General features: G+C 72.3%; 15 protein-coding genes. 7 read left to right on the forward strand and 8 right to left on the reverse strand.

From position 1 onward, the window contains the following. The first annotated feature begins 24 nt into the window (after window positions 1-24). Window positions 25-3,633, forward strand: coding sequence for a beta strand repeat-containing protein (locus tag ACP6CK_RS00555; RefSeq protein ID WP_426956826.1), 3,609 nt, complete (start codon window positions 25-27; stop codon window positions 3,631-3,633). A 98-nt stretch (window positions 3,634-3,731) separates the two neighbouring features. Then, the gene (locus tag ACP6CK_RS00560; RefSeq protein WP_426956827.1) at window positions 3,732-4,685 is read left to right on the forward strand and encodes an MBL fold metallo-hydrolase; all 954 of its coding nucleotides are present in this window, start codon (window positions 3,732-3,734) and stop codon (window positions 4,683-4,685) included. Between the two features lie 65 nt (window positions 4,686-4,750). Here ACP6CK_RS00560 and ACP6CK_RS00565 read toward each other — a convergent pair whose 3' ends face one another. Continuing rightward, complete coding sequence (locus ACP6CK_RS00565; RefSeq protein WP_426956828.1) at window positions 4,751-4,972, reverse strand: hypothetical protein; 222 nt, start codon at window positions 4,970-4,972, stop codon at window positions 4,751-4,753. 118 nt (window positions 4,973-5,090) lie between these two features. Between ACP6CK_RS00565 and glcF the strand changes: the two genes are divergently transcribed. From glcF to ACP6CK_RS00585, 4 genes are all read left to right on the forward strand, one after another. After that, window positions 5,091-6,428 (forward strand): glycolate oxidase subunit GlcF, encoded by a 1,338-nt coding sequence (gene glcF / locus ACP6CK_RS00570; protein WP_426956829.1) that lies wholly within the window; start codon window positions 5,091-5,093, stop codon window positions 6,426-6,428. After that, on the forward strand, window positions 6,425-7,060 hold the full coding sequence (locus ACP6CK_RS00575; RefSeq protein WP_426956830.1) for a tetratricopeptide repeat protein: 636 nt from the start codon (window positions 6,425-6,427) through the stop codon (window positions 7,058-7,060). The genes glcF and ACP6CK_RS00575 overlap by 4 nt, the downstream gene beginning before the upstream one ends. 68 nt (window positions 7,061-7,128) lie before the next feature. After that, entirely contained in the window at window positions 7,129-8,190 is a 1,062-nt protein-coding gene (ada, locus tag ACP6CK_RS00580) for a bifunctional DNA-binding transcriptional regulator/O6-methylguanine-DNA methyltransferase Ada (RefSeq protein WP_426956831.1), read from the forward strand. A gap of 166 nt (window positions 8,191-8,356) precedes the next feature. Then, the gene (locus ACP6CK_RS00585; protein WP_426956832.1) at window positions 8,357-8,614 is read left to right on the forward strand and encodes a hypothetical protein; all 258 of its coding nucleotides are present in this window, start codon (window positions 8,357-8,359) and stop codon (window positions 8,612-8,614) included. Between the two features lie 81 nt (window positions 8,615-8,695). Here ACP6CK_RS00585 and ACP6CK_RS00590 read toward each other — a convergent pair whose 3' ends face one another. From ACP6CK_RS00590 to ACP6CK_RS00615, 6 genes are all read right to left on the reverse strand, one after another. After that, on the reverse strand, window positions 8,696-9,103 hold the full coding sequence (locus tag ACP6CK_RS00590; protein ID WP_426956833.1) for a hypothetical protein: 408 nt from the start codon (window positions 9,101-9,103) through the stop codon (window positions 8,696-8,698). A 14-nt stretch (window positions 9,104-9,117) separates the two neighbouring features. Then, window positions 9,118-10,551: a pyruvate kinase gene (gene pyk / locus ACP6CK_RS00595; RefSeq protein WP_426956834.1), complete on the reverse strand. Its 1,434-nt coding sequence runs from the start codon at window positions 10,549-10,551 to the stop codon at window positions 9,118-9,120. A 16-nt stretch (window positions 10,552-10,567) separates the two neighbouring features. Beyond that, window positions 10,568-11,839 (reverse strand): glycerate kinase type-2 family protein, encoded by a 1,272-nt coding sequence (locus ACP6CK_RS00600; protein ID WP_426959838.1) that lies wholly within the window; start codon window positions 11,837-11,839, stop codon window positions 10,568-10,570. Between the two features lie 73 nt (window positions 11,840-11,912). Further along, the gene (locus ACP6CK_RS00605; protein WP_426956835.1) at window positions 11,913-12,869 is read right to left on the reverse strand and encodes an MBL fold metallo-hydrolase; all 957 of its coding nucleotides are present in this window, start codon (window positions 12,867-12,869) and stop codon (window positions 11,913-11,915) included. A gap of 139 nt (window positions 12,870-13,008) precedes the next feature. Beyond that, a complete protein-coding gene (locus ACP6CK_RS00610; RefSeq protein ID WP_426956836.1) occupies window positions 13,009-13,980 on the reverse strand; it encodes a tripartite tricarboxylate transporter substrate-binding protein in 972 nt (323 codons plus the stop codon). Window positions 13,981-14,010: 30 nt separating this feature from the next. After that, window positions 14,011-15,087, reverse strand: a complete 1,077-nt coding sequence (locus ACP6CK_RS00615; RefSeq protein ID WP_426956837.1) for a tartrate dehydrogenase — start codon at window positions 15,085-15,087, stop codon at window positions 14,011-14,013. 103 nt (window positions 15,088-15,190) lie between these two features. On the opposite strand from ACP6CK_RS00615, the gene ACP6CK_RS00620 reads away from it, so the two are divergent. Continuing rightward, on the forward strand, window positions 15,191-15,913 hold the full coding sequence (locus ACP6CK_RS00620; RefSeq protein WP_426956838.1) for a GntR family transcriptional regulator: 723 nt from the start codon (window positions 15,191-15,193) through the stop codon (window positions 15,911-15,913). A 6-nt stretch (window positions 15,914-15,919) separates the two neighbouring features. Here ACP6CK_RS00620 and ACP6CK_RS00625 read toward each other — a convergent pair whose 3' ends face one another. Beyond that, complete coding sequence (locus ACP6CK_RS00625; protein ID WP_426956839.1) at window positions 15,920-16,900, reverse strand: Bug family tripartite tricarboxylate transporter substrate binding protein; 981 nt, start codon at window positions 16,898-16,900, stop codon at window positions 15,920-15,922. Between the last annotated feature and the right edge of the window lie 81 nt (window positions 16,901-16,981).

Genomic DNA, 16,981 nt, shown 5'->3' on the forward strand with positions numbered 1-16,981 from the left:
CCTGATGCGATCGGGAAAGCCGCCATGTCCGACCAGCCCCTTTTCCCCCGGAAGCTCGCCGCCGAGGCGGGTATCTCTTCGACCGACGAGGGAATCCCCACGACCAACGCCGTGACCGGCAGCTTCGGCAACGGCACGCTCTCCCTGTTCGGGGACAGCCTCGACAACGCTGTGACCCTCTCCCGCAACGCGGCGGGGCAGATCCTCCTCAACGGGGCGCCGGTCGGCGGGGCCACCGTGGCGAACACCTCGCTGATGCAGGTCTTCGGGCAGGCCGGCAACGACGTCCTCACCGTCAACGAGGCGAACGGCGCGCTGCCCAAGGCGAACCTCTTCGGCGGCTCGGGCAATGACGTCCTGACCGGCGGGTCCGGCGCCGACCTGCTCTTCGGCCAATCGGACAACGATGTCCTGCTCGGCAAGGGCGGGAACGACTTCCTGTTCGGCGGGGCGGGTAACGACACGCTGACGGGTGGGGACGCCGACGACCAGATGTTCGGCGAGGCGGGCGACGACCTCATCATCTGGAATCCGGGCGACGACACCGACCTCGCCGAGGGCGGCGACGGCATCGACACGCTCCAGGTGAATGGCGGCAACGGGAACGAGTTCTTCACCGTCTCCACCAACGGCACCCGGTTCCGGCTGGACCGCGTGGACCCTGCCCCCTTCTCGGTGGACGCCGGGACGATGGAGAAGCTCGTCATCAATGCCAATGGCGGCGATGACGTCGTGAACGCGTCCGTGCTGCAGGCGACCAGCGCGCAGCTGGTGGTGGATGGCGGCACCGGCAACGACACGATCACCGGCAGCCAGGGCAATGACGTGCTGCTGGGCGGCGACGGCAACGACCTGATCACCGGGGGCCGCGGCAACGACGTGGCGCTGATGGGCGCGGGGGACGATGCCTTCGTCTGGAACCCCGGCGACGGGAACGACGTGGTCGAGGGGCAGGCGGGCACCGACACGCTCGTCTTCAACGGCGCCAACATCGGCGAGACGATCAACGTCGCCGCGAATGGTGGCCGGGTGCTCTTCACGCGGGACGTGGCGAACATCGTCACCGATCTGAACGACGTGGAGGTGGTGCGCTTCGCCGCGCTCGGCGGGGCGGACAAGGTGAATGTGGGCGATCTGTCCGGCACCGACGTGACCTCGGTCGAGATCAACCTCGCCTCCGCCACGGGCGCCGGCGATGCATCGGCGGATCAGGTGACCGTGAACGGCACCGCCGGCAACGACATCGTGGACGTGTTTGGCGCGGGCAGCGCCGTCTCGGTGGTCGGCCTCTCCGCCAGAGTGAACGTCACGGGCTCCGAGGGCGCGCTCGACACGCTGGCGATCAATGCCGGGGCCGGCAACGACGTGGTCACCGCCTCGACCATGGCGGCCGGGGTGACGCGGCTGGTGCTGGATGGCGGGGCCGGCAACGACACCCTCTTCGGCAGCCAGGGCGCGGACACCTTCGTCGGTGGCGACGGCAATGACGTGGTCCTGGGCGGGCGGGGCGACGACGTGGCCCTGCTGGGTGCGGGCAACGACGCGTTCACCTGGAACCCCGGCGATGGCAGCGACGTGGTGGAGGGCGGGGACGGCCTCGACACGCTGCGCTTCTCTGGCGCCAACGTCGGCGAGAGCATGGACATCTCCGCCAATGGCGAGCGGGTGAGGGTGTTCCGCGACGTCGCCAACGTGACGATGGACCTGAACGACACGGAGGTGCTGGAGATCAATGCCCTCGGCGGGGCCGACCGCTTCCACGTCGGCGTGCTCAGCGGCACGGACCTGCAACTCGTGCGGCTCCAACTCGCCGGTCCGGCTGGGGGTGGCGACGGCGCGGCGGACGAGGTGACGGTGGATGGCCGGGCCAGCGACGACCGGATGGTCGTGGCCGTCCGGGACGGCGACATCGAGGTGACGGGCGTGCGGGCGAATGTCCGGCTGGCCGGTGTGGACGCCGCGCTGGACCGGCTGGTCCTGAACGCCGGTGCGGGCAACGACGTGGTGGACGCCACCGCCCTGCCCGCGAACGCGATCGGCCTGACGGTGCTGGGCGGGCTGGGGAACGACCTCGTGCTCGGCTCGGCCGGGAACGACGTGGTCATCGGCGGCGATGGCAACGACACGGCCCTGCTCGGCGCCGGGGACGACACCTTCGTGTGGAACCCGGGCGACGACAACGACGTGGTGGAGGGCCAGGCCGGCACCGACACGATGCTGTTCAACGGCGCCAACATCTCGGAAACCATCGACATCGCCGCGAATGGCGGCCGCGTCCGGTTCTTCCGGGACATCGCGAACGTGACGATGGACCTGAACGATGTGGAGGTGGTGGACTTCCACGCCCTCGGCGGCGCGGACACGATCCGGATCGGCGACCTCTCCGGCACGGACGCGACGACGGTCCGGGTGGGGCTGGAGGGTAGCTTCGGCGGCGGCCTCGGGGATGGTCAGGCGGACTCGGTGTCCGTGATCGGTACGGCCGGGGCTGACATCGTGACCCTCTCCTCCTCCGGGACGGCGGTCAGCGTGCTGGGCCTGGCCGCGTCCGTGCAGGTCACCGGCCTGGAGGCCGCGCTGGACCGGATCACGGTGGAGCTCGGCGCGGGCAATGACGTGCTGAATGCCAGCGGCGTGGTGGCCGGCGTGGCCGGGCTGACGATCCAGGGCGGTCTGGGCAACGATCTGGTGATCGGGTCCGCCGGCTCCGACCTCGTCTTCGGCGGCGACGGGAACGACACGGCCCTGCTCGGCGCCGGGAACGACACCTTCGTGTGGAACCCCGGCGACGACAACGACGTGGTGGAAGGCCAGGCCGGCTTCGATACGCTGCTCTTCAACGGGGCGAACGTGTCGGAGACCGTGGACATCTTCGCCAATGGCGGGCGCGCCGTGATGTTCCGCGACGTGGCGGCGGTGACTATGGACCTGAACGACGTGGAGACGATCCGCTTCAATGCGCTGGGCGGGGCCGACACCATGCGGGTCGGCAGCCTCGTCGGCACGGACGTGACCCAGGTGCAGCTCGACCTCGGCTTCGACGCCCAGGCCGACGGCGTCTCGGTGGACGGCACGGCGGGGGCCGACGTGGTGAGCATCCTGCGCAGTGGCGACGCCACGATCGTGGCCGGCCTCTCCGCCCAGGTGACGGTGTTGGGCGCGGATGCGGGCCTCGACTTCCTGCGGGTGAATGGCGGGGCCGGCGCGGACCAGATCACGGTCGGCACGCTCGCGACCGGCGGGATGAGCCTTGTGCTCGACGGCGGCGCGGGCAGCGACCAGCTGGTGGGCGGGCTCGGGGCGGACACGCTGATCGGCGGCGCCGACGGGGACATCCTGCGCGGCGGCGAGGGGAATGACGTGCTGTCCGGCGGCACCGGCGGCGACCAGTTCAACTTCTCCGGGCTGAACGGGACCGACCGGGTGACGGACTTCGCCAACGGCGTGGACCAGATCCGGATCAGCGGCTACGGCACGTCGCTGGACAGCTTCGGCGACCTGTTCGGGGACATCACGCAGGTGGGCAGCGCGGTGCAGATCAACCTGGGTGCCAATGTCTTCGGGGCCGGGGTGATCCTGCTGGACAACATGACGGTGGCGCAGATCGACGCCTCCGACTTCCTCTTCGCCTGAGCCGATCGGGGCGGCACCCGCGCGCCGCCCCGGACGATCCGCCTTGCAGCCGAAGGGATCGGTCCCAACCCTTCCTTCAGTCAGAGGGGATGCAGACCGTGACCAGTCCGATTTTGTCTCGCCGCGCCGGGCTTCTCGGCGCGGCGGCCCTGTCCGCGCTGCCGCGGACGGTGCGCGCCGCGGCCCCCATGGCGGGGCGCCAGGCGCCCGGCTTCCACCGGATCCGGGTGGGCCGCTTCGAGGTGACGGCCTTGCTGGACGGCACGCTGGAGTTGGGCCTGGAGGTCTTCCCCGCCGTCGGGACAGAAGCATCGGCGCTCCTGGAACGCGCCTTCCGTCCCCAGGGGCCGGTGCTCGCCCATGTGAACGCCTACGCCATCAACACCGGCGAGCGGCTCTACCTGATCGACACGGGGACCCAACCCGGCTTCGCCCCCACCGTCGCGCTGTTGCCGGAGGCGCTGGCCGCGGCGGGCATCCAGCCGGCCCAGGTGGACGCGGTGATCGCCACCCACCTGCACCCGGATCATGTCGGCGGCCTCGTCCGGGATGGACGCGCCGTCTACCCGAATGCCGAACTGATCGTGCCGGAGGTCGAGGCGGGCTTCTGGCTCGCGCCCGATGCGCTGTCCCGGGCCCCGGCAGAGGTGCGACCCTTCTTTGAGATCGCCCAGGCCTCGGTCGCACCCTATGCCGGGCGGATGCGGCGCCTGGCGCCAGGTGCCGCCCCGGCCCCGGGGATCGAGTCGGTGGCGATGCCCGGACACACCCCGGGCCACACGGGCTATCTCGTCACGGATGGCGGGCCGTCGCTGCTGATCTGGGGCGACGTGATCCATGCCGCGCCGCTTCAGCTTCCGCGCCCCGCGGTCAGCGTGGCCTTCGACGTGGACGGTGCCTTGGCCGCCGCGACCCGAGCCCGGGCGCTGGACCGGGCGGTGGGCGAGCGGCTGATGGTCGCCGGAATGCACATGCCCTTCCCGGGCTTCGGTCACATCCTGCGGGAGGGCGCGGGTTATGCCTTCGTCCCGCTTCCCTTCATGCCGCTGTAGACGAAGGTCGGCGCTTTCGGGGCACACAGGATCGCGGCGGGACGCGGCGCCTTTCTCGGCGGGATCTAGCGGCTGTCGGACCGCCAGACCGGCGCGGATCGCCCCTCCGGAACACGCACCGAAGGGCCGCCGCCCGTGGGTAGGACCCGTCCGCCATCGCCGGGATAGCGGGCGAGGGTCTGGCCGGGCAGGGCGAGGAGCGCTGAAAGGCGCTGCGCTTCCCGGGTGCCGAGGCGAATGATGTCGGCCGGCCTGGGAGCCGGGCCGGAGAGGGCGCGAGGGCTCATCGGACTGGGTTTCCAGGGCCCATCTGGCGGGCCGTTCTTGTTCTGGCCCAACGGCGCGGCCAACCTATGGTTGCTCTATGGTGCTGCCGTGGCGGCCGCTCCGGCGTGACGAGGTTCTATGCAGACAAGCTTCTCCGAGGCCCAGCTCGCCGATCCCGACACGCGGGAATCCAACAAGATCCTCCGGACCTGCGTGCACTGCGGCTTCTGCACGGCGACCTGCCCAACCTTCGTGCTGCTGGGCGACGAGCTGGATAGCCCGCGCGGTCGGATCTACCTGATCAAGGACATGCTGGAATCCGGCCGTCCCGCGACCGAGGAGGTGGCCCGCCACGTGGACCGCTGCCTGTCGTGCCTGTCCTGCATGACCACCTGTCCCAGTGGCGTCCACTACATGCACCTGGTGGATCACGCCCGCCACTACATCGAGGAGACCTATGTCCGGCCACTGCCGGACCGGCTGATCCGCCGCGTGCTGGCGGCCGTGCTGCCGCGCCCCGCGCTGTTCCGCGCCTCCCTCGTCATGGCGCGGCTGGCGCGGCCGCTGCGTGGGCTCTTCGGCGGCGCCTCTCTCACGTCGAAGCGGCTGCGGGCGATGCTCGACCTCGCGCCCGCCGCCCTGCCGCCGGCCAGCGCGACGAGCCGCCCGCAGGTCCATCGGGCCGAAGGGAAGCGCCGGGGACGCGTCGCGCTGCTGACGGGATGCGCGCAGAGCGTGCTCGCGCCCTCGATCAACGAGGCGACGATCCGCCTGCTGACCCGCATGGGGATCGAGGTGGTGGTGACACAGGGGCAGGGCTGCTGCGGCGCGCTGACCCATCACATGGGCCGGCACGACTCCGCGATGGCTGCCGCGCGCGCCAACATCGAGGCCTGGGCCGCCGAGGCGGAGGGGGAGGGGTTGGACGCGGTGGTCATCAACGCCTCGGGCTGCGGCACGACGGTGAAGGATTACGGCCACATGTTCCGGGAGGCCGAGCCGGTGCTGCGCGATCGCGCGGCCCGGATCGCCGGGCTGGCGAAGGACGTGTCGGAGGTGCTGACGCGCTTCGGCTACGCGCCGTCCCGCCCGGCACCGGGGATCGCTGTGGCCTACCAGGCCGCGTGCAGCCTGCAGCACGGGCAGGGGATCACCGGCGTGCCGAAATCCCTGCTGGAGCGGGCGGGCTTCGAGGTGCGCACGCCGCAGGAAGCCCATCTCTGCTGCGGGAGCGCCGGCACCTACAACATCATGCAGCCGGAGATCGCCGGGCGGTTGCGGGAGCGCAAGCTCGCCTTCCTGCACCGGACGGGGGCGGACATCGTGACCTCGGGCAACATCGGCTGCCTGACGCAGCTCGGCGGCGGGGGGCTGCCGGTGGCGCATACGGTGGAGCTGCTGGACTGGATGGCGGGCGGGCCGGAGCCGCCGGCCGTCCTGGCCGCACGGGCGCGGCAGGAGGCGCTGGCAGGATGACGATCCCGATGCTGGCCGCGGCGGGGCTCCTTCTCCTTGCCGGTCCCGTCTCGGCGCAGATCCTGACGCCACCCGGGGGTGGCGCCGGCGTGGCTCCGGCCGTGCCTCCCACGGCCTCGCCCGTCCCCGCGCCCGACGCGGCGGCGCGGCGCCGGCAGGAGCTGGACCGGCTGCTGGACGGTCTGCCCCTCGCCCCCGACGAGGCGGCGGCCACGGCGCTCCAGACCCGAATCCAGGCGCTCTGGGCGCAGGGCGGCAGCCCGGCGGTATCGCTGTTGATCCGCCGCGGCCTGCGGAACCTGGAAGGGCGTGCCGCGGCCGACGCGGTGGAAGATCTGGACGCCGCCATCACCCTGCAGCCCGACTTCGCGGAGTCCTGGATTCTGCGCGCCCAGGCTCTCGCTGCGTCAGGCGACTCGCGTGCGGCCGCGGCCGACCTGCAGCAGGCTCTCCGGCTGGAGCCCCGCCATTTCGGCGCGCTGCTTGCGTTGTCTGAGATCCAGCAGGAATCCGGCGACCTGAACGGCGCGCTCCGCAGCCTGGACGCCGCACTGGCCCTGCATCCCCACCTGCCCGGCGGCACGCAGCGGCGGCGGGATCTCAGCCGGCAGGCCCTGGGCGACGACACCTGACGGCCGGGACCGCACGCCAGCGCAACGGCCGGATGGGACCCGCCGGACTGATGGCTCAGATAGGGGACATGCGAGACATCCCCGACATTCTCCCCGCCGGCCTCGACGAGGAGGCCCTCTGGGCGGCCCTGCTGCGGCGGGACGCCCTCCCCGGACGCTTCTACGGCGTCACGAGCCAGGGCGTGGTCTGCCGCTTCGGCTGCCCGTCCCGCGCCCCGCTGCGGCGGCACGTGCGGTTCTTCGACAGCCTGGCTGCGGGCGTTGCGGCGGGCTTCCGCCCCTGTCGCCGCTGCGACCCGGATGGGGCACGCTCGGCCCTGCACGCCGCCGCGGTCGCGGAGGCCTGCCACCTCATCGAGTCCGCGGAGACGCCGCCCAGCCTTGCCGAGCTGGCAGCGCGCGCGGGCTATGCGCGGCACCACTTCCTCCGCCTGTTCCGTGACGTCACGGGCTTGACGCCCCGGGCCTACGGGGACGCGGTGCGGGCCCGCCGGCTCGGCGAGGCCCTAGCTGCCGGCGCCCGGGTCGCGGACGCGGTGGCCGGGGCTGGATTCGGCAGCGAGAGCCGGGTCTACGAGGACACGGGACGTGTGCTCGGCATGACGCCCGGCGTCGCCCGCCGGGGCGGGGCCGGCGAGACGATCCGGACGGCCGCGACCGAGGGGCCGCTCGGCATGGTGTTGGTGGGCTTCGCGGAGAAGGGCGTCTGCTTCCTCGCGCTGGGCGACGACGAGGCGGCGATGCGCGCCGACCTGACCGCGCGCTTCCCGAAGGCGCGGGTCGTCCCGGCCGGCCCCGAGGCCGAGGCGGTGGTGCAGACGATCATCGCCTGGATCGAGGAGCCGCGCGCCGCCCTGGATCTGCCGCTCGATCTGCGCGGCACCGCCTTCCAGCAACGGGTCTGGGCGGCGCTGCGGGCGATCCCGCTCGGAACGCGCACGGATTACGGCGCGCTGGCGGCGCGCCTCGGCCTTCCGGGTGGTGCCAGGGCGGTGGCGAGCGCCTGCGCCAACAATCCGGTGGCGTTGGCCGTCCCCTGCCACCGCGTCGTGGGCCGTGACGGCGCGCTGCGCGGCTACCGTTGGGGGCTTGATCGGAAGGCGGAACTGCTGCGCCGGGAAGCCGGTTAGGTTTGCGTACACCGGACGATGCGACAGTCCGCGCATCGTGCCTGATCCCATTCCTCAGGGTAGGGGCGGTCATGAGCTGTCCCAGGCGTGTCAATATTAAGATTGTTAAACGCCTTGCGACCCGCTTCGACGGTTTTTACGTTTCGTTGAGGAGGACGTTAAGCAGATGCAAAAGCACCTCAGCTACACCGACCCGTTCGTGAAGGCGCGGCGGCGTCCGCGGACCGAGGACCGCGACCGCTTCGGCGGATCGCAGCCGGATGTCACGAGCTGGGGTGCGGCCCGTCCTCTCGACGACATGACGCGCGAGGAGTTTCACGGCGCGGTCGGGCTCGCGGCCATCCGAGCGATCGGCTGGCTGACCGGACTTGGCGCGACCGTCGCGGCCGTGATTGCAGCCTGGCGCCTCTGGACCGGAGCCTGAGGCAAATCCTCAACGGCCGGCGCGCCGCGCCGGCCATGAGCTCCGGCTAACCTGGACCCTGTCGGGGACGAGCGAACCCCGTCAGCGCGCCGGCGCGGGTGTGGGCGCCGCAGGTGCCGGACCCGGCATCGCCGCGGGCGTCAGCGTCTCGGTGCCGATCGCGCTGCTTCCGATCAACGTCCACTGCCCCGTGAGCGACCCATCGGGAAGGATGGTGTAGATCGCGACGCCCGGCCGGTCGCCCAGCGTGAACCCGATCGCGAAGGTCGTGCCGGACGACATGCCGTAGCCCTCGAACCGGTTGCCGCCGACCTGCCAGCGCACCTGCCAGGAGGAGAGGCCGACCTGCCGCATGAGCAGATCGCCGTCATAGGAGGAGCCGTCGGGGTTCGTGCCCGTCACGGAGTAGGCGCCCGTCCGCTGCGCGGCGGCCGGCCCGGCGAGGGCCAGCCCCGTCAGCACCGCGGCCGCCATCATCGCTCCACGCATCACATGCCGCTCCTTCATCCTACCACTGCGACGCGCAGCGCGTTCGTCGTGCCCGGCGTCCCGAAGGGCACCCCGGCCACCACCACCACCTCGTCCCCGGTGGTGGCGAAGCCTTCCGCTTGTGCCGCGTGGACCGCCTTGGACACCATGTCCGTCATGCTGCTCGGCTCGCGGCTGAGCATCGGGTGAACGCCCCAGACGAGGGCGAGCCGCCGCACCGTCGCCTCGTTCGAGGTGAGGCCGAGGATCGGCGCCGCCGGACGCTCCCGCGCGACGCGCAGCACCGTGGACCCCGTGGAGGTGAAGGCCGCCACCGCCTCGGCCTCCACCGTCGAGGCGACCTGGCGCGCCGCGGCGGCGATGGCGTCGGAGGAGGTGTGGCGCGGCTCCGGCCGGTTGCTGTCGGTGATGGCGCGCCAGCCCGGGTCCTGCTCGGTCCGGGCGACGATGCGGTCCATGATGTTCACCGCCTCGTAGGGGAAGCTGCCGGCGGCAGTCTCGGCGGAGAGCATGACGGCGTCGGCGCCGTCGAACACGGCGGTCGCGACGTCCGATGCCTCGGCGCGCGTCGGCGTGGGGGCGGAGATCATGCTCTCCAGCATCTGGGTGGCGACGACCACGGGCAGGCCGCGGGCGCGGGCGGCGCGGACGATGCGCTTCTGGATCAGCGGCACCTCCTCCGGCGGGCATTCCACGCCCAGGTCGCCGCGGGCGACCATCACGCAGTCCGCTTCGTCCAGGATGCCGTCCATGGCCTCCACGGCCTGGGGCTTCTCCATCTTCACCATGATCCACGCGCGGCCGGCGGCGATGGCCTTCGCCTCCGCCACGTCCTCCGGCCGCTGCACGAAGGACAGGCCGATGAACTCGACGCCCTGCTCGAGCACGAAGGCGAGGTCGGCGCGGTCCTTCGCGGTGAGCGCGGGGATGGGCAGCACCACGTCGGGCACGTTCACGCCCTTGCGGTCCGACAGGGCGCCGCCGACGAGCACCTCCGTCTCCAGGTGGTCGTCGCGCTGGCGCGTGACGCCGAGGCGGAGCTTCCCGTCATCCAGGAGCAGCGTCGTGCCGATCCGGGCGGCGGAGATGATCTCGGGGTGCGGCAACTGCACGCGGCGCACGTCCCCGGGCACGGGGGAGAGATCGAGGCGGAAGGACTGCCCGGTCTGGAGCTGCACGCGGCCGCCCGCGAACTTCCCGACGCGGAGCTTCGGGCCCTGCACGTCCGCCAGGATGCCGATGGGTCGGCCGGTCTTCTTCTCGATCGCGCGGATCGTCGCGATGCGGGCCGCGTGATCCTCGTGGCTGCCGTGGGAGAAGTTCAGGCGGAAGATGTCGGCGCCGGCCCGGAACAGCCGCTCGATCACCTCCGGCGTGCTGCTGGCGGGGCCGAGAGTGGCAATCATCTTCGTGCGACGGCGTCGCCGAATGGGGATGCGGAGGGCCACGCGGCGTTCCTTGCGCTCACGCCACCAGGATGGCGCGGAAATCGTTCACGTTCGTCAAGGTGGGACCGGTGGTGACGAGATCACCGGTTGCCACGAACACGTCATGCGAGCGATGGGACGCCAGCGCGGCGACAGGGTCCACGCCGGCAACCTTGCTGCGCGCGATCGTATCCGGCGCGGCGAGGGCACCCGCATTGTCCTCGGAGCCGTCGATGCCGTCCGTGTCGCCCATGATGGCCCAGATGCCGGGATGGCCCGCGAGCGACACGGCGAGGCCGAGCAAGCATTCGCCGTTGCGGCCGCCGGCACCCCTCGCGTTCCCGAGCGTGACGGTCGTCTCGCCGCCGGACAGCAGCACGGCGGGGCGGGCCACCGGCAGGCCGTGCGCGGCGGTGGAGCGGGCGATGCCGGCCAGCACGGTGCCGACCTCGCGCGCCTCGCCCTCGATCGCGTCGCCGAGGATGAGGGGCCTCAGGCCCAGCTCCCGCGCCGCGGCGGCGGCGGCCTCCAGGGCCAGGCGGGGCGTTGCGATCATCCGGTACTCGGCCCGGGCGAGGCGCGGGTCGCCGGGCTTCGGCGTCTCGTCCGCGGCGGCGTCGAGATGGGCCCGCACCGCCTCGGGCAGCGTGATCCCGTAGCGCGCGACGATGGCGCGGGCATCCGCGAAGCTGCTGGGGTCCGGGACGGTGGGGCCGGAGGCGATGGCGGCCGGATCGTCCCCGGGCACATCCGAGATGGCGAGGGTGACGACGCGGGCCGGGTGCGCCGCCGCGGCGAGCCGACCGCCCTTGATCGCGGACAGGTGCCGGCGCAGCACGTTCATCTCGTTGATCGTGGCGCCGCTCGCGAGCAGGGCCCGGTTCACCGCCTGCTTGTCCGCGAGGGTCAGGCCGGGAGCGGGCAGGGCCATCAGCGCCGATCCGCCGCCGGAGATGAGCGCGAGGACGAGATCATCCGCGGTCAGGCCGCGCACCGCCTCCAGCACCCGCGCCGCCGCGGCCTGGCCGGCGGCGTCGGGAACGGGGTGGGAGGCCTCCACCACCTCGATCCGCTGCGTCGGCACCGCGTGGCCGTAGCGGGTGATGACGAGGCCGGAGAGCGGGACGTCCGGCCACGCCGCCTCCACCGCCGCTGCCATGACCGCGGCGGACTTGCCGGCGCCGACCACCACCACCCGGCCGGAAGGCCGTTCCGGCAGGTGCGATGCGAGCACCGCGCGCGGGTCGGCCGAGCGCACGGCGGCGTCGAAAAGCCGGCGCAGGATGCGCCGCGCTGCCTGGTCCGTCATCGGGGCGTCGGTGGGGCGAGGGTCGGGCACGGCCGCAATCAACGCCGGGGCGGGCGAGGGCGCAAGCCCGGCCTCACCGCCAGGACGCCATGGTGGCCCGCGCGCATTCGTGCAGGACGGTGATGGCGCGCTGGACGCCGTCGGTCCCGATCACGAAGGGGTTGGCCATGCGGGGGTTCGCAGCCAGGGCGGCGGTGCGGGCCACCGCCTCGTCGTTGAAGGCGTGGTTGGACAGGAAGACGTCCGCCCGCTGGTCGCGGGCCACCTGCAGAGCGCGGGCCGAGCCGTCGATGTAGGCCTGCAGCCGCGCGGGCTGGCGCCCGAAGTTGAAGGAGGTGCCGCCCCAGATCACCGCCCGGTGCTCCTGGCCGTTGTGCCGCACCGTGAACATCGGGGAGAGGGTGCCCATGGTATGCCCTGGCGTCGCCAGGAGTTCCACGGTCGTGTCGCCGAGGGTGATGCGATCGCCGCCATTCACCACCATGTCGCGCGCCGGCGGCCGGCCGGCGCGGGGGCTGTCGAACTCCAGCCGCGTCTCCAGCATGCGCCAGTCAGGCTCGCTCATCACGATCCGCGCGCCGTAAAGGCGCTTCAGGCGGTTGGCTCCGCCGTAATGGTCCCAGTGACCGTGGGAGACGATGACGTAGCGGATATTGGCGGGGTCGAGGCCGAAGCGGCGCAGCCCAGCCTCGATGCTGTGCTCCGCGTCGTCGTCATTGTCCATCGCGTCGAGGATGATGATGCCCTCCGACGTCGTGAGGGCCCAGGCGGTGGTCCAGTGGTTGCCGAGAAAATACAGGTTGTCGAAGGCGCGGCCCGGTGCAGGGCGGCCCATGGCGATCCGCGCGGCCGCCGGTGGCGCTTCCGGCGCCGCGGCCGGATCGGCGCTGCGGCACATCTGCATGTAGGGGGTCAGGTCCGTGCCGGCCGCCTGCCGCGCCGTCGCGATGTGCTGCCGGACGTCCTGCGGCTGGGCAAGGGCCGGCGCGGCGGCAAGAGCCAGGGCGAGCCCGGCGGCGATGGTTCTCATGGCGCTTCCTCTTTCATGCCGGTGGCTGCGGGGACCGGCCGTTCCAGACGAGCCTGTCCCCCCGGTCCGTGACCTGCCAAGACCGGCGGCAGATCACGGGACGCGGCGCGGCGGGGCGCGACCTCCCGCGCGCCGGTGCTCAGTCGGCGTATTCCCCGGCGGCCTGGATGATCGGCCGCCAGCGCGCAACCTCCTCGGCCAGGAAGCGGCGGTGATAGGCCGGGGTGGCACGGTCCTCCGAGGCGGGGGCCGTGGCAAGTTCGGCGAAGCGGGCCCGCAGCCGCTCCTCCCGCAGCGCCGCGCGGATCGCGGTGGCGAGGCGCTCCTGGACGTCCGGCGGCGTGTCCTTCGGCGCGTAGAGGCCGTGCCACGTGCTCATCAGGATGGCCGGCTGCCCCGCCTCGGCGGTGGTGGGGAGGTCGAGGCCGGGCACGCGCTCCGGCAGCGTCACGGCGTAGCCCTTGATGCGGTTGTCCCGCAGGAAGGGGGCGGTGTTGGTCGCCTGGTCGCAGAAAACGTCGATGCGGCCACTGATCAGGTCGGTGATGGCGGGGGCGGAGCCGCGGAACACCACGCCGGTCAGCGCCTTGCCCGCGGTGTGCTGCAGCAGCATGCCGCAGAGGTGGTTCGCCCCGCCGAGGCCGGAATGGGCGAGGTTCAGCCGGTCGCCCTGGCGCTGGATCTCCGCCATGAAGCCGGCAAGGTCGGTGGCGGGAAAGTCGGGCCGCGCCACGAGCGTCATCGCGGCGTCCGAGACGATGCCGAGCGGCGCGAAGCTGTCCGTCACGGAATAGGGCAGGCGTCGGTAGAGCGTGGCGCTGCTGGCGTGGCCGATATGGTGGATCAGCAGGGTGTGCCCGTCCGGCCGGGCCGCGGCCACGCGGCCCGCAGCGATCGTCCCGCCGGCGCCGCTGACGTTCTCGACCACCACGGGCTGGCCGAGGTCCCGCGACATGCCCTCGGACACCAGGCGGGCGATGACGTCGGTCGGCCCGCCGGCGGCGAAGGGGACGAGGACGCTGATCGGCCGGGTCGGGAAGCGACCCTGCGCCCGCACCGCCGGGGCGGCGAGGGCGGCGGGAATGGCGGCCAGCAGGGCCCGTCGGTTCATGGCGTTCTCTCCCGTTCTGTCATTCTTGGTCTAGTCGTTGGCGATGCGCAGCGCCTCGCAGACGGCGTCAGTAACCTGCTTCGTCGTCGCCCTGCCGCCGAGGTCGGGCGTGTGGAGCGACGGGTCGGCCGTGACGCGCTCCACCGCGCGCATCAGGCGGGCGGCCGCGGGCTTCTCGCCAAGATGCTCCAGCAGCATCACCGCGGTCCAGAAGGTTGCGACGGGGTTGGCGATGCCCTTGCCCGTGATGTCGAAGGCGGAGCCGTGGATCGGCTCGAACATGGAGGGCGCGTCCCGCTCCGGGTTGATGTTGGCGGTCGGCGCGATGCCGAGGGAGCCGGCCAGCGCCGCCGCAAGGTCCGACAGGATGTCGGCGTGCAGGTTGGTGGCGACGATGGTGTCCAGGCTGCCGGGGCGGAGCACCATGCGCATGGTCATGGCATCCACGAGCATCTTGTCCCAGGTCACGTCCGGGAACTCGGTGGCGACGTCGGCCGCGATCTCGTCCCACATCACCATGGCGTGGCGCTGGGCGTTGGACTTGGTGACCACGGTCAGGAACTTGCGCGGGCGGGACTGCGCCAGGCGGAAGGCATAGCGCATGATCCGCTGCACGCCGGCGCGTGTCATGACGGAGACATCCTGCGCGACCTCGATCGGCAGGCCCCGATGGGCGCGGCCGCCGACGCCGGAATACTCGCCCTCCGAGTTCTCGCGCACGATCACCCAGTCCAGTTCGGGGCCGGAGACGTTCCGCAGGGGGGAGGTGATGCCCGGCAGGATGCGGGTGGGGCGGACGTTGGCGTACTGGTCCAGCGGCTGGCAGATCGCGAGGCGCAGGCCCCAGAGGGTGACGTGGTCCGGAATGTCGGGCGCGCCCACGGCGCCGAAGAGGATCGCGTCGTAGCCGCGAAGCTGATCTGCCCCGTCGGCCGGCATCATGACGCCGTGCTTGCGGTAGTAGTCCGAGCCCCAGTCGAAATCCGTGAAGTCCAGGGTGAAGCCGCCGTCGCGCTCGGCGCAGGCACGCAGGGCCTGGACGCCGGCTTCCACCACCTCGGGCCCGATCCCGTCCCCACCCATGGCCGCAATCCGATAGGTCTTCACGCTTTCCCTCCCGCGCCATCTTCCATGCAAGATCGCATGGCAGTAGAGGTGTTGACGCCGCGCCGTCAACCCGAAAGACAAGGACATCCCCGGAGCATGGGGCATGGCTGGGCCGGAGGCGACCTTGGCAGAGGAACGGGAGGAGGCGGAGGTCGGGGGGATCAGGCCTTCCCTGGTCGAGGGTGCCTATGACGCGCTGAAGGAGTCCATCCGCAACAACGTCCTTCCGCCGGGCTACCAGGGGTCGGAGGGGGAGATCGCGGTCCGGCTCGGCATGAGCCGCACGCCGGTGCACGAGGCGGTGATCCGGCTTCAGGAAGAAGGGCTGGTGCGCGTCCTGCCCCGGCGGGGGGTGGTGGTCTGCGCCATCGCCCCGGACGACATGCGCGAGATTTACGAGGCGATCATCGCGCTGGAATCCGCCTCTGCCGAACTGCTGGCCGGCCGACCAGAGGCGGAGCGCGCCGCGGCGGCAGCGGCGCTCGACGCCGTGAACGATGAGATGGCGGCGGCGCTGGCGGGGAACGACCTGACCGCCTGGGCGGCGGCAGATGAGCGGTTCCACCAGGCGCTGGTGGAGCGGACCGGGAACCGCCGCCTGCTCCGGATGTTCGGCACGATCATGGACCAGTCCCACCGCGCCCGGATGCTGACGCTGCGGCTGCGGCCGAAGCCCACCGCCTCCGTCCGTCAGCACCGCGCGATCGTGGAGGCCGTGCGGCGCGGCGAGACGGGCGCGGCACGGGACCGCGCGAAGCGGCACCGGGAAGCGGCGCGGGACCAGATCCTGCCGCTGATCGAGTCCTACGGGATGCGGCACCTGTAGCGCGCATCATTCCGCGCGGATTCCGGCCTCCCGGATCAGGGGGACCCAGCGGGCGATCTCCGCGGCAATGTGGGTCCCGAAGGCGTCCGGGGCGCCGCCCACGATCTCGGCGGCCTGGGTGCGGCGGAGGCTGGCCTGAAGCTCCGGCTCCGCCAGGATGCGGCCGAAGACCTCGTTCAGCCGGGCGGTCAGCGGCGCGGGCATGCCGGCCGGGCCGACGATGCCGTGCCAGATCGAGACCTCGAAGCCGGGAAAGCTGGCCGCTACGGTCGGGGTCTCGGGCAGGGCCTCGACCGAGGCCCGGGCGGCGACCGCGAGAGCCTTGGACTGGCCCTCTCGGATGAAGGGCAGGCCGGAGGAGACGGAGGGCGCGGCGATGTCGGCCTCGTTCTTCACGATCGCGCCCATGACCTCAGCGCCGGAGCGGAAGGGAACCTGGAGGAAGCGGACACCGGCCTGGCGCTGCAGGAGCTCCACGACGAGGTGGCTGGGATGGCCGGCGCCGGGGTGGGCGCAGGTGATCGCCTCGGGCCGCGCGCGGGCCGCCGCGATCATGCCGGAGAGATCGCTGAACGGCGCGTCGCGCCGGGCCAGCACGACGATCGGCAGGTTCACGAGGTGGATGATGGGGGTGAAGGCGCGCGCCGGATCGTAGGGCGCACCGCGCACCAGCTCTCCGGCCAGGGCGTTGGCGCCGCAGTCGGCCATCATCAGCGTGTAGCCGTCCGGGCGCGCGGTCGCGACGGCAGCGCCGGCCACCGTGCCGACGGCCCCCGGACGGTTCTCCACCACCAGGCTGCCGCCGCCCGTGGCCGTGGCGAAGCGCTGCGCGACGAAGCGGGAGAGGGTGTCGATCGCGCCGCCCGGGCCGAAAGGGACCATCAGCCGGACCGGGCGGTTCGGCCATTCGCCCGCCACGCCCTGCGCGCGGGCGAGGGCGGGCAGGGCAAGGCCCGCGCCGATCAGGGCGCGGCGGTGAGTGGACATGCTATCCTCCCGTTTCGTTGGCGCGATCATCGGCCGGGAGGGGGCAGATGGCCATCGGGAAAGAGCCGCCGCGCGAGTCCG

The sequence above is a fragment of the Muricoccus radiodurans genome (assembly GCF_050154705.1).
Taxonomy (GTDB): domain Bacteria; phylum Pseudomonadota; class Alphaproteobacteria; order Acetobacterales; family Acetobacteraceae; genus Roseomonas; species Roseomonas radiodurans.

Bases quoted from the DNA above. Each gene is read 5' to 3' on its own strand.
- ACP6CK_RS00555 (WP_426956826.1), top strand. From the start codon at position 25: ATGTCCGACCAGCCCCTTTTCCCCCGGAAGCTCGCCGCCGAGGCGGGT.
- ACP6CK_RS00565 (WP_426956828.1), bottom strand. From the start codon at position 4,972: ATGAGCCCTCGCGCCCTCTCCGGCCCGGCTCCCAGGCCGGCCGACATC.
- glcF (WP_426956829.1), top strand. From the start codon at position 5,091: ATGCAGACAAGCTTCTCCGAGGCCCAGCTCGCCGATCCCGACACGCGG.
- ACP6CK_RS00575 (WP_426956830.1), top strand. From the start codon at position 6,425: ATGACGATCCCGATGCTGGCCGCGGCGGGGCTCCTTCTCCTTGCCGGT.
- ada (WP_426956831.1), top strand. From the start codon at position 7,129: ATGCGAGACATCCCCGACATTCTCCCCGCCGGCCTCGACGAGGAGGCC.
- ACP6CK_RS00585 (WP_426956832.1), top strand. From the start codon at position 8,357: ATGCAAAAGCACCTCAGCTACACCGACCCGTTCGTGAAGGCGCGGCGG.
- ACP6CK_RS00590 (WP_426956833.1), bottom strand. From the start codon at position 9,103: ATGCGTGGAGCGATGATGGCGGCCGCGGTGCTGACGGGGCTGGCCCTC.
- ACP6CK_RS00600 (WP_426959838.1), bottom strand. From the start codon at position 11,839: ATGACGGACCAGGCAGCGCGGCGCATCCTGCGCCGGCTTTTCGACGCC.
- ACP6CK_RS00605 (WP_426956835.1), bottom strand. From the start codon at position 12,869: ATGAGAACCATCGCCGCCGGGCTCGCCCTGGCTCTTGCCGCCGCGCCG.
- ACP6CK_RS00610 (WP_426956836.1), bottom strand. From the start codon at position 13,980: ATGAACCGACGGGCCCTGCTGGCCGCCATTCCCGCCGCCCTCGCCGCC.
- ACP6CK_RS00620 (WP_426956838.1), top strand. From the start codon at position 15,191: ATGGCTGGGCCGGAGGCGACCTTGGCAGAGGAACGGGAGGAGGCGGAG.
- ACP6CK_RS00625 (WP_426956839.1), bottom strand. From the start codon at position 16,900: ATGTCCACTCACCGCCGCGCCCTGATCGGCGCGGGCCTTGCCCTGCCC.